At 75.5% G+C, this 10,887-nt stretch carries 8 protein-coding genes; 4 read left to right on the forward strand and 4 right to left on the reverse strand.

Annotated elements, in window-relative coordinates; all coding sequences use genetic code 11:
* The first annotated feature begins 44 nt into the window (after window positions 1-44).
* The 3 genes from pta (at window position 45) to GSF02_RS11020 (ending at window position 4,509) form a co-directional block, all read left to right on the forward strand.
* Complete coding sequence (pta, locus tag GSF02_RS11010) at window positions 45-2,180, forward strand: phosphate acetyltransferase (RefSeq protein WP_159795996.1); 2,136 nt, start codon at window positions 45-47, stop codon at window positions 2,178-2,180.
* Window positions 2,177-3,451, forward strand: coding sequence for an acetate/propionate family kinase (locus GSF02_RS11015; protein ID WP_159795999.1), 1,275 nt, complete (start codon window positions 2,177-2,179; stop codon window positions 3,449-3,451). Before pta ends, GSF02_RS11015 begins: the two co-directional genes overlap by 4 nt.
* A gap of 77 nt (window positions 3,452-3,528) precedes the next feature.
* Entirely contained in the window at window positions 3,529-4,509 is a 981-nt protein-coding gene (locus tag GSF02_RS11020) for a DUF4031 domain-containing protein (protein WP_159796002.1), read from the forward strand.
* Between the two features lie 60 nt (window positions 4,510-4,569).
* On the opposite strand, the gene GSF02_RS11025 is transcribed toward GSF02_RS11020, so the two are convergent.
* Together GSF02_RS11025 and GSF02_RS11030 are read right to left on the reverse strand one after the other, a co-directional pair.
* A complete protein-coding gene (locus GSF02_RS11025) occupies window positions 4,570-6,192 on the reverse strand; it encodes a succinic semialdehyde dehydrogenase (protein WP_159796005.1) in 1,623 nt (540 codons plus the stop codon).
* Window positions 6,193-6,299: 107 nt separating this feature from the next.
* Entirely contained in the window at window positions 6,300-7,424 is a 1,125-nt protein-coding gene (locus GSF02_RS11030) for a GuaB3 family IMP dehydrogenase-related protein (protein WP_159796008.1), read from the reverse strand.
* 122 nt (window positions 7,425-7,546) lie between these two features.
* On the opposite strand from GSF02_RS11030, the gene GSF02_RS11035 reads away from it, so the two are divergent.
* Complete coding sequence (locus GSF02_RS11035) at window positions 7,547-8,296, forward strand: exonuclease domain-containing protein (protein WP_159796011.1); 750 nt, start codon at window positions 7,547-7,549, stop codon at window positions 8,294-8,296.
* Window positions 8,297-8,531: 235 nt separating this feature from the next.
* Here the strand turns inward: GSF02_RS11035 and guaB are convergent, their stop codons facing one another.
* Together guaB and GSF02_RS11045 are read right to left on the reverse strand one after the other, a co-directional pair.
* A complete protein-coding gene (gene guaB, locus GSF02_RS11040; RefSeq protein WP_159796014.1) occupies window positions 8,532-10,046 on the reverse strand; it encodes an IMP dehydrogenase in 1,515 nt (504 codons plus the stop codon).
* Between the two features lie 113 nt (window positions 10,047-10,159).
* Window positions 10,160-10,887, reverse strand: a 728-nt coding sequence (locus GSF02_RS11045) for a MerR family transcriptional regulator (RefSeq protein WP_235915501.1), incomplete at its 5' end; no start/stop codon positions are given.

Genomic DNA, 10,887 nt, shown 5'->3' on the forward strand with positions numbered 1-10,887 from the left:
GATCCCGGCCGGGCTCACGCGCACGACGAGGGAGAACCCACCGCATGACCGCGACGCGCAGCATCGTCATCGCCTCGCCCGAGGGCGACTCGGGCAAGTCCACGGTGGCCCTCGGCGTCATCGACCTGCTCGCGCACCAGGGGCAGCGGGTGGGCGTGTTCCGGCCGGTCTCCCGGGTCCCCGCCGTCCCGCACGTGCCCGCCGGGACGGGCACCGGGACCGGCGCCGGGACCGGCGTCGAGCGCGACCACGTGCTCGAGATGCTGCTGGCGCACGACGGCGTCGACCTGGCCTACGAGGACGCCGTCGGGGTCACCTACGACGCGATCCACGCCGACCCCGAGAGCGCGATGTCGCGGATCGTGGCCCGGTACCACGAGGTGGCCGACCGCTGCGACTGGGTCGTGGTCCTCGGCACCGACTACACCGACGTCTCCGGGCCCACCGAGCTGGCGTTCAACGCCAAGATCGCTGCCAACGTGGGCGCGCCCGTGCTGCTCGTCGTGTCGGGGCACGGCCGCTCCGACGACGACGTGCGGGCCCTGGCCGGCATCTCGCTCGGCGAGCTGCGGGCCAACCACGCCCAGCCGGTCGGCGTCGTGGTCAACCGGTACGAGGGCCAGCTGCCCGCGGCCCCCACCACCCTGGCGGCCGACCTGCCCGTCTGGGTGGTCCCGGAGGAGCCGTTCCTCGGCGCGCCGACCGTCGCCCAGCTGCGCGACGCCGTCGGCGGCGAGCTGCTGCTCGGCGACCCGGAGCTGCTCGGCCGCGAGGCGCTCGACGTGCTGGTCGGCGCGATGTCGCTGGAGCACCTGCTCGAGCACCTGTCCGACGGCGCCGTCGTCATCACCCCCGGCGACCGCACCGAGGTGGTCCTCGGCCTGCTGTCGGCGCAGACCGCGGCCGGGTTCCCCTCCCTGGCCGGGATCATCCTCACCGGCGGGTACACCCCCCAGGGCACCACCGGCCGGCTCGTGCACGCGCTGCGGCCGAACGTCCCGGTGATCGTCACGCCGCAGGACACGTACCCCGCCGCCCGGGCCGCCGCCGGCACCCGCGGCAAGGTGACCGTGGCCTCGTCGCGCAAGATCGACACCGCCCGCGCCCTGTTCGAGAGGCACGTCGACGGCGCCGAGCTGCTCGCCCGGCTCGACGTCCCGCGGCCCGCGGTGGTGACGCCGCTGATGTTCGAGCACCAGCTCATCGAGCGGGCCCGCGCCGACCGCCGCCGCGTCGTGCTGCCGGAGGGCGACGACGACCGCGTCCTGCGTGCCGCCTCGACCGTGCTGGCCCGCGGCATCGCGGACCTGACGATCCTCGGCGACGAGGAGCAGGTGCGTGCCCGCGCCGCCGAGCTCGGCCTGGACATCGCCGCGGCGACGGTCCTGTCCCCGCACGACCCGGAGCACGTCGCGAAGTTCGCCGAGGAGTACGCCCGGCTGCGCGCCCACAAGGGCATGACGGTCGAGCGGGCCCGGGAGATCGTCACCGACGTGTCCTACTTCGGCACGCTCATGGTGCACCTCGGCCTGGCCGACGGGATGGTCTCCGGGGCCAAGCACACGACGGCGCACACCATCCGGCCGTCGTTCGAGATCATCAGGACCAAGCCGGGCATCGCGAGCGTCTCCGGCGTGTTCCTCATGTGCCTGGAGGACCGCGTGCTCGTCTACGGCGACTGCGCGGTCATCCCCGACCCCACCGCCGACCAGCTCGCCGACGTGGCGATCACGTCCGCCGCGACCGCCGCCCAGTTCGGCGTCGAGCCGCGCGTCGCGATGCTGTCGTACTCGACCGGCACCTCCGGCACGGGTGCCGACGTCGACAAGGTCCGCGAGGCGACGCAGCTGGTCCGCGAGCGCCGGGCGGACCTGAGCGTCGAGGGCCCCATCCAGTACGACGCCGCGGTGGACGCGTCGGTGGCGGCGTCCAAGCTGCCGGACTCCTCGGTCGCGGGCCGGGCCACCGTGTTCGTGTTCCCCGACCTCAACACCGGCAACAACACCTACAAGGCCGTGCAGCGCTCGGCCGGCGCCGTCGCGATCGGCCCGGTGCTGCAGGGCCTCAACAAGCCCGTCAACGACCTGTCCCGCGGCGCGCTCGTCCAGGACATCGTCAACACCGTCGCCATCACCGCCATCCAGGCGCAGGCCGACGCGACCACGGAGGGTTCCGCATGAGCATCGTCCCGGAGGCCGAGCGCCCCAACCCCTACAGCGCCTACGGGGCGCACGGCTCGGTGCTGGTGCTCAACTCGGGCTCGTCGTCGCTGAAGTACCAGCTGGTCAACCCCGTCGGCGGCGAGGCCATCGCCCGGGGCACGATCGAGCGCATCGGCGAGTCGTCGGGCATCGTCACGCACCGGTTCGCGGGCAACACCACCGAGCGCGAGCTCGAGGTGCCCGACCACGGGGCGGCGCTGCGCATCGCGCTCGAGCTGTTCGAGGAGGTCGGCCCCCGGCTCGCCGACGCCGGCATCTACGCCGTCGGCCACCGGGTGGTGCACGGCGGCGAGCTGTTCTCGCGGCCGGTGGTGATCGACGACGACGTGGTGACGAAGATCCACGACCTGGTGCCGCTCGCCCCGCTGCACAACCCCGCCAACGTGCAGGGCATCGAGGTGGCGCGCGACCTGCTGCCGGACGTGCCGCACGTGGCCGTGTTCGACACGGCGTTCTTCCAGTCGCTGCCGGAGCACGCGTACACCTACGCGATCGACCGGGAGGTGGCGCGGGCGCACGGCGTGCGCCGCTACGGCTTCCACGGCACCTCGCACCAGTACGTCGTCGGCAAGGTGGCGCGCGTGCTCGGGCGCCGGGTGCAGGACCTCAACATGATCGTGCTGCACCTGGGCAACGGGGCGTCCGCCTCGGCGGTGCGCGGCGGCGTCCCGGTCGACACCTCGATGGGGCTCACCCCGCTCGAGGGCCTGGTCATGGGCACGCGCTCGGGCGACATCGACCCGGCCGTCGTGTTCCACCTGGCCCGCAACGCCGGCATGGACGTCGACGAGCTGGACACGCTGCTCAACAAGCGCTCGGGCCTCAAGGGCCTGGCCGGCGAGAACGACATGCGCGAGCTGCGCCGGCTGATCGACGCCGGCGACGACGACGCCCGGCTGGCGTTCGACGTGTACATCCACCGGCTCAAGAAGTACATCGGCGCCTACCACGCCGTGCTCGGCCGGGTCGACGTCGTCGCCTTCACCGCCGGCGTCGGCGAGAACTCCGCCGAGGTGCGCGCCGCCGTGTGCGACGGGCTGGAGAGCCTGGGCATCGACGTCGACGAGACGCGCAACGCCGTGCGGGGCGACGAGCCACGCATCATCTCGCCCGACTGGACGTCCACCCTGGTCATGGTGGTGCCGACGATGGAGGAGCTGGCGATCGCCCGGCAGTGCGTCGAGGCGGTCGAGGGGCTGCGCCCGGCGTCCGGCATCACGGCCGGCTGAGCAGGGCCGCCCGGGCGACGCAGGGCCGCCTGGGTCACGCCGCGGGCCGCGGCGCCGGGCCGGTCTAGGGTCGTCGCGTGACCGTGCTCGTCGATCCGCCCGCCTGGCCCGCCCACGGGACGGTCTGGTCCCACCTGGTCTCCGACTCCTCGCTGCACGAGCTGCGCGCGTTCGCCCGCGCCGTCGGGCTGCCGGACCGCGGGTTCGACCTGGACCACTACGACGCCCCCGCCGACCGGTACGACGAGCTCGTCGCGGCGGGCGCGGTGCCGCTCGACGGGCGTTCGCTCGCGCGCCGGCTGGCCGCCTCCGGCCTGCGGGTGCCGGGCCGGGAGCGCGCCGGCGCGAAGGCCGCGGCGCTGCGACGGCGGTGGGCGGCGCTGTGGCCCGGGGACGCCGCGCCGGGGCTGCTCGCCGTGGGCGACGCGCTCGTGGAGCGCTGGCGCGAGCCGCACCGCGTGTACCACGGGCCGCTGCACCTGGCCGCGGCCCTCGACGCCCTGGACCTGCTGGACCCGCCCGCTCGCCCTGCTCCCCCCTCCGCGTCGTCAGCACCAGCGCACGCCGGAGGCGGCGCTGGTACTGACGGGCCCGGGCGCGCGGGGCTCCTGGCGCGGGTCGCCCTGTGGTTCCACGACGCCGTGCACGACGGCGAGGCCGGGCGGGACGAGGAGCGCTCCGCCGCGCTGGCCGCCGAGCTGCTCGGCCCCTGTGCCGCGCCGGCCGGGCCGCTGACCGCCGACGACGTCGCCGAGGTGCAGCGGCTGGTGCTCGTCACCGCCGACCACGCCCCGGCGGACGGCGACGCGCTCGGCGGGCTGGTCAGCGACGCGGACCTCGCGATCCTGGGGGCGGAGCCGGCCGTCTACCGCCGGTACGTCCACCAGGTCCGGGCGGAGTACGGCCACGTGCCCGACGACGCCTTCCGGCTCGGCCGGGCGGCCGTCCTGCGCCAGCTGCTCGGCCTGCCGCGCCTGTTCAGCACGCCCGCGGGGCTGCGGCGCTGGGCCGACCGGGCGCGGGCCAACCTCGCGGACGAGCTGGCGTCGCTCGGCTGAGCGGCCGAGCCCCTGCCGAGCCCGCCGGGCCCGACCGAGCCACGCCGAGCGCCGGCGCGGTCAGGGACGGCGCAGCGCCCGCAGCGCCCGCATCCCGGCGGTGAGCACCGGGGCCGCCTTGGCGGCGCCCAGGCCGTAGAGCCGGTCGACGGCCAGCCCGAACCGCACGCCGCGCTGCACGGCGACCGTCTGCGCCTCCGTCACCGCCTCGACGATCTCGCGCCCGTGGCGGCGCCCCTGCCCCGAGCTGCGGAACCCGCCCATCGGCGCCGCGACCGACCCGAACGCCGCCATGTAGCCGTCGTTGACGTTGACCGAGCCCGCCTGCACCCGCGCCGCGACCCGCTGCGCCCGGCGCACGTCGTTCGACCACACCGAGGCCGACAGCCCCAGCTCGCCCGCGTTGAGCGCGGCCACCGCCTCGTCGTCGGACGCCACCCGGCGCACCGACACCACCGGGCCGAACGTCTCCTCGGTCGCGCACAGCGCGTCGTCGGGGACGTCCTCGAGCACCGTGGGGGCGAAGAAGAACGGACCGACGTCGGGCCGGTGCACGCCGCCGGCCAGCGCGCGGGCACCCCTGGCGAGCGCGTCGTCGACGTGCGCCGTGACGCGCTCCAGCTGCCGGGCCGAGACCAGGGAGCCCACGTCGGCGGTGTAGTCCAGGCCCGCGCCGAGCCGTAGCCCGCGCACCGCGGCCACGAACCGCTCGAGGAACGCGTCGGCGATGCGCTCGTGCAGCACCAGGCGCTCCACCGAGACGCACAGCTGCCCGCCGCTGGCGAAGCACGCCCGCACCGCCCCCGCGACGGCGGACGCCAGGTCGGCGTCGTCGGCCACGTAGAGGCCGTTCTTGCCGCCGAGCTCGAGGGTCGCGCCGACCAGCCGCTCCCCCGCCCGCGCCGCCACCTGGCGACCCGTGGCGGTCGAGCCCGTGAACACGACGTGGTCGACGTGGTCGACGAGCGCGCGGCCGGCGTCGGCGGCACCCGCGACGACCAGGTAGAGGTCGGCCGGCAGGCCGCACTCCTCGAGGGCCTCGGCCACCCACAGCGCGGTGAGCGTCGTCTGCGGGTCCGGCTTCACCACGACGGCGTCGCCCGCCAGGAGCGCCGGCAGCGGCTCGGACACCGCCATCGCGAGCGGGTAGTTCCACGGCGTGATCGCGCCCACGACCCCGACCGGGCGGCGGTACACGGTGGTGCCGGTGAGCGCGGGCAGCATGCCGGGCACGCGCCGCGGCGCGAGGTAGCGCGGGCCGGCGACGGCGTAGTGCCGGGCCAGCTGGGAGGCGTACAGCACCTCCTCCAGCGCGTGCACCCGCGCCTTGCCGGACTCCATCTGCACCAGGTCGAGCAGGTCCGGCTGCCGGTCGAGCACGAGGGCGGCGAACCGCCGCAGCACGGCGGCGCGCTCGCGCGGCGGGACCGCCGCCCACGCCGTCTGGGCGGCGCGGGCGCGGCCGACGGCCGCCGCGACGTCGTCGGGCGACGACAGCGGCACGGTGGCCAGGGGCGCCCCGGTGAACGGGAGCACCGAACGGTGCTCCCCGGCGCCGTGCGACGTGACGACGCGGGCGGTCAGGGGCGCGACGACGTCCGGCTCGAGGACGTAGGTGCCCGTGGGAAGGTCGGGGTCCAGGATCTCCGGGAGGGCGCCGTTGCTCTCGTGCGCGGAAGGCATGCGACCACCCTATGCGCGCGGGCCGACACCGCCAGCCGCGACCCGGGCGGTTCGCCGAGGGCGAGACGGCGGGGCGCCGCCGGGCCGGCCGGAGCCGGCCCGGCGGGTCAGCGCGGCTGGTACGGCGAGACGACGACCTCGATGCGCTGGAGCTCCTTGAGGTCGGAGTACCCGGTGGTCGCCATGGCGCGCTTGAGCGCGCCCACGAGGTTGGTGGTGCCGTCCGCCGTGCGACCCGGGCCGAAGAGGATCTCCTCGAGCGTCCCGGCGACGCCGACCTCGACGCGCTCACCGCGCGGCAGCACGGCGTGGTGCGCCTCCGAGCCCCAGTGCCAGCCGGCGCCCGGCGCCTCGGTGGCGCGGGCCAGCGCGGCGCCGAGCATGACGGCGTCGGCGCCGCAGGCGATGGCCTTGACGATGTCGCCGGAGCGACCGACGCCGCCGTCGGCGATGACGTGCACGTAGCGGCCGCCGGACTCGTCGAGGTAGTCGCGCCGCGCGGCGGCGACGTCGGAGACGGCGGTGGCCATCGGCGCGTGGATGCCCAGGCTCACGCGGGTGGTGTGCGCCGCGCCGCCGCCGAAGCCGACCAGGACGCCGGCCGCGCCCGTGCGCATGAGGTGCAGCGCCGCGGTGTAGGTGGAGGCGCCGCCGACCACGACGGGCACGTCGAGCTCGTAGATGAACCGCTTGAGGTTCAGCGGCTCGGCGTCGGACGAGACGTGCTCGGCCGAGACGGTCGTGCCGCGGATGACGAACAGGTCCACACCGGCGTCGACCACCGTCTTGTAGTGCTCCTGGGTGCGCTGCGGCGACAGCGCGCCGGCCACCGTCACGCCGGCCTCGCGGACCTCGCGCAGGCGCTCGGTGATCAGCTCCGGCTTGATGGGCTCGGCGTAGATCTCCTGCATGCGGCGCGTGGCGTCGGCCGCGGGCAGCGCGGCGATCTCGGCGAGCAGGGGCTCGGGCGACTCGTACCGCGTCCACAGGCCCTCGAGGTCCAGCACGCCCAGGCCGCCGAGGCGGCCGAGCGCGACGGCGGTGGCCGGGCTCATCACGGAGTCCATCGGCGCGGCCACGATCGGCAGCTCGAAGTGGTAGGCGTCGATCTGCCAGCCGACCGAGACGTCCTTCGGGTCGCGCGTGCGGCGCGAGGGCACCACCGCGATGTCGTCGAAGGAGTACGCGCGGCGACCGCGCTTTCCGCGCCCGATCTCGATCTCGTTGCTCACCGGGCCAGCCTACCGGGACGCCCCGGCGCGCCCGCGGGCCGGCCGGCGGCGGGCCGTGTCGGTGGCCGGTGGCACAGTCGGCCGCAGCACGAGGAGGGACGACGAACCATGGGGTACTCCAGATGACGCAGGAGTCGTACGAGGCATTCACCGCGAGCTGGGCGCGGGGCCCGCTGCTGGGCTTCGACACCGAGACCACCGGGGTGGACGTCACCCGCGACCGCATCGTCACCGCCGCGCTGGTGCTGCGCGTGCCCGGCGCCCCCGCCGAGGTGCGCACCTGGCTCCTCGACCCGGGCGTCGAGATCCCCGCCGAGGCCGCCGCCATCCACGGCGTGACCACCGAGCACGCGCGGGCCCACGGCGCGGCGCCGGCCGCGGCGCTCGAGGAGATCGCCGCCGAGCTCGCGGTCCACGTGCGCGAGGGCGTGCCGGTGGTGGCCTACAACGCCGCGTTCGACCTGTCCCTGCTCGACGCCGAGCTCGCCCGGCACGGTCTGCCCACCCTGCCCGATCGGCTCGGGCACCCCGTCGCGCCCGTGCTCGACCCGCTGGTCATCGACCGCTGGCAGGACCGGTTCCGCCGCGGCAAGCGCCGCCTGGGCGACCTGTGCGCGCACTACGGCGTCACCGAGGAGGGCGACCTGCACTCCGCGGACGTCGACGTGCTCGCCACGCTCGACGTGCTCGACGCGCTGGTGCGACGGTTCCCGGGGCTGGCCGCGATGGCGCTGGAGGACCTGCACGCGGCGCAGGTCGGTGCGCACCGCGAGTGGGCGGAGAGCTTCAACGACTGGCGCGCCCGCCAGGGCCTCGACGGCCCCGGCGCCTCCAGCGCCTGGCCCGTGGAGCCCGCCGTCAGCCCCTGGTGACCCGCTCGCGCGCCGCCTCCGCACCTGTCCCGGCGGGTCCGTGACGCACGTCGGCCCGGCACCCCCCCGGGGGGGGCCGCTCCGACGTGCGGGCCGGTCCGGGCGGTGGCGCGAGCCGGCCCGGGGCCCCGCGGGGCGGCCCCGGGCGGCCCCCCGCCCCCCCCCCGGGGGGTCCGGGCCCGACGTGCGTGCCGCTCCGGGCCGTGGCGCGAGCCGTCCGGCCGGGAGCCGCCGGTCAGAAGCCGGAGTAGTTCGGCGCCTCGGCGGTCACCTGCACGTCGTGCGGGTGGCTCTCCTTGAGCGACGCCGACGTGATGCGCACGAACTTCCCCTTCTCCTGCAGCTCGGGGATCGTGCGGGCACCGACGTAGAACATCGTCTGGTGCAGGCCGCCCACCAGCTGGTGGGCCACGGCGCTCAGCGTGCCCTTGTAGGGCACCTGGCCCTCGACGCCCTCCGGGACGATGAGGTCGTCGCTGGTGACCTCGGCCTGGAAGTAGCGGTCCTTGGAGTAGGACTTCTTGCCGCGCGACGACATGGCGCCCATCGAGCCCATGCCGCGGTAGGCCTTGTACTGCTTGCCGTTGACCAGGATCGTGTCGCCCGGCGCCTCCTCGGTGCCGGCGAGCATCGAGCCGAGCATGACGGTCTCGGCACCGGCCACGATCGCCTTGCCGATCTCGCCGGAGTGGCGCATGCCGCCGTCGGCGATCACCGGCACGCCGGCCGGGCGCGCCGCGAGCGAGGCCTCGTAGACGGCGGTCACCTGCGGCACGCCCACGCCGGTGACGATGCGCGTGGTGCAGATCGAGCCCGGGCCCACGCCCACCTTGATCGCGTCCGCGCCGGCGTCGACGAACGCCTGCGCACCCTCGCGGGTGGCGACGTTGCCGCCGATCACCTGCACGTGGCGGGTGGCCGGGTCGGTCTTGAGCCGGCGCACCATCTCGATGAGCATCCGCACGTTGCCGTGGGCGGTGTCGGCCACGAGGACGTCGGCGCCGGCCTCGACCAGCGTCGTCGCGCGCTGCCAGGCGTCGCCGAAGTAGCCGATCGCGGCGCCCACGAGCAGGCGGCCCTGGCCGTCCTTGGAGGCGTTGGGGAACTGCTCGGACTTCACGAAGTCCTTGACGGTGATGAGCCCGGCGAGCCGGCCCTCGTCGTCCACCAGCGGCAGGCGCTCGAGCTTGTGCTTGCGCAGCAGCGCCGTGGCCTCCTCGCGGGAGATGCCCGCGGGGCCGGTGATCAGCGGCGCCGGCGTCATGACCTCCTCGACCTTGGTCGTCGCCCACTCGGCGACGGGCGTGAAGCGCAGGTCGCGGTTGGTGACGATGCCGATGAGGCGGCCGTGGGCGTCCACGACGGGGAAGCCGGAGATGCGGTACTCGCCGGCGAGCTTGTCGAGCTCCTCCAGCGTCCGGTCGGCCGTGATCGTGACCGGGTTGGAGATGATCCCGGTCTGGGTCCGCTTCACGAGGTCGACCTGGTAGGCCTGGTCCTCGATCGACAGGTTGCGGTGCAGCACGCCGATGCCGCCCTGGCGCGCCATGGCGATGGCCATGCGGGCCTCGGTGACGGTGTCCATCGCCGCGGACACGAGCGGCACCTTGAGCGAGATCTCCCGTGTCAGCCGCGAGGTCGTGTCGATCTCCGACGGCGCGAGGTCGGAGTACCCCGGCAGGAGGAGAACGTCGTCGTAGGTGAGCCCGAGGAAGCCGAAGGGGTCGCGCGCCGCGGTCGAGTCCGTCATGCCAAGAGTCTACGTTTCGCGGCGCGGCGATATTCCGGCCGTCCGCGGGGTGCGGCAGGGCTCACAGCGCGCCGCGCCGGCGGCGCGCGCCGCCCGCCGGGGGCAGCAGCGCGTCACGGTGCGACGACGGCGAGCACCTCGTGCAGCAGGCCGGTGAAGCTGCGCACCCGCTGCACGCTGGCGGCCAGCGGCAGCTCGCCCGCCGACTCGTCGCGCCGCAGCCCGACGAAGATCGGCAGCTCGGGGTGGTCGTCGTGCAGCGAGTGGACGACGTCGAGGTCCGGGCGCGCGAGCGTGGTCGCCACCACCACGGCGGCCGGGCGCACCATGGCGACCAGCTCCACGGAGCGGTGGGTGCTGGCCGGGCCGGTGACCACGCGGCACGACGCACCCTTGGCCACCAGCGCGGCGGCCAGCGCGTGCGCGGCGAGCGGCACCACCTCGTCCGGCGCGGCGAAGACCAGCACGATCTTGCGCATCCGGCTGGGGTGGTTCGTCGGCGGGCCGCCGCTGGCCGTCTGGGCCTCCTCGAACTCCTGCGTGAACTCCCGCAGCGCCCGCAGCGCCGCCGTCGCGAGCACGAGCTCGGGCACCTCGCCGGGCGTGCCGAGCACGGTCCGCTGCGCGATGCGCGCCCACGCGGGCTCCACGAGCTGGGTCCACCACGCGGCGGGGTCGCCCTGCGCGCCGAGCCGCAGCAGCGAGTCGCACGCGGCCTGGTCGTAGGCCAGGGCGGCGTCGATGACGGCGGACACCCGCCCGGACGGCGAGCCCGCGGCCGGCGCAGCGGCCGGCGGGCGCGCCGGCGCGCTCTCGCCGCCGCCGGGCAGCGCCCGCAGGT

Source organism: Puerhibacterium puerhi (genome assembly GCF_009846865.1).
Classification (GTDB): domain Bacteria; phylum Actinomycetota; class Actinomycetes; order Actinomycetales; family Cellulomonadaceae; genus Puerhibacterium; species Puerhibacterium puerhi.